General features: G+C 63.4%; 1 protein-coding gene. It reads right to left on the bottom strand.

The genetic code is table 11. The features are described from left to right. On the bottom strand, positions 1 to 1,124 hold a 1,124-nt coding region (locus AC1DWI_RS24020; protein ID WP_477726021.1), incomplete at both ends, for an AMP-binding protein.

Here is a 1,124-nt window from a genome sequence, read left to right as displayed (position 1 = left end):
GATTATGCAGGCCTCCTGGATGGCCGGGTGCTTGAACATCAGCGCCTCCACTTCGGCCGGCCACACCTTGAAGCCTGACGCATTGATCATGCGCTTGAGCCGGTCGGTAATGAAGAAATAGCCTTGCTCGTCCATGCGCCCCAGATCGCCCGAGCGAAAGAAACGCTTGCCGTCGAGCTCGATAAAAGCTTCGGCCGTCGCGTCCGGGCGCTTCCAGTAGCCCTGGAATATCTGCGGCCCGCTCATGATGATTTCGCCCTGCTCGCCCTGTGGCACTTCCTTGAGCGTGACCGGATCAATGATGCGCGAGTCGCAGCTCATGAAGGGAACGCYCAGGCATTGCTGTTTGGTGGCGTCATAGGGGTTGCTGTGCGAGGGCGCCGCGGTTTCCGTCAGGCCGTAGCCTTCGGCAAAGCGCAGGCCGTATTGTTCCCACAGGCGCTGGGCCACAGCCTGCGGCATGGCCGCCCCGCCGCCGCCGATGTAGACCAAACTGCGAAGGTCGAAGCTGGCGAAGTTGGGACTACCCAGCAGGTCGATCACCATGGTGGGGATATTCGTCCAGTGTRTCACCCCCCATCGCGAGATCAGGCGCCCGGCCAGCTCGCGGTCCCAACGCGGCATGATGACCAGCGTCGCACTGCCGTAAATGGAAGCGTGCATGACCGACACCATGCCTGTGATGTGAAACATCGGCACCACAGACAGCGTGACGTTTTCAAACGTGCTGCCGCCCCACAGGCAACTGGCCACAGCGTTGTGCATGATGCTGGCATGCGTGTGCATGCAACCTTTGGGCAGCCCGGTGGTGCCGCTGGTATAGGGCAGCACAGCCAGGTCTTGCGGCGTGGCGGTGTGTGGGGGCAGCTCGGTGGTTTCTCCGGCCGTCATCGCATCAGCCCAGCTCATCACTGTGCCGCCGTCCAGTGCGGGCAGTGAGTGGCGCGTGCCCAGCCATTCGCGCCAGGCGTCGGGCATCGCTGCATCGTCGCCGCCGGATTGCTCCATGTCAAAAGCATCGCTGTAATGCGTGACCACCAGGTGCGTGAGCCGGTCGGTGGGTGCCAGCTGTGCATTCGCCCTGGCCAGCTCGGGCGCCAGGTCGGCCGTGGTGATGGCAACCC

The organism is Polaromonas sp. P3_C2 (assembly GCF_056402675.1).
The sequence above is the reverse complement of the archived record's forward strand: the minus strand, read 5'-3'. Positions and strand labels throughout refer to the sequence as shown.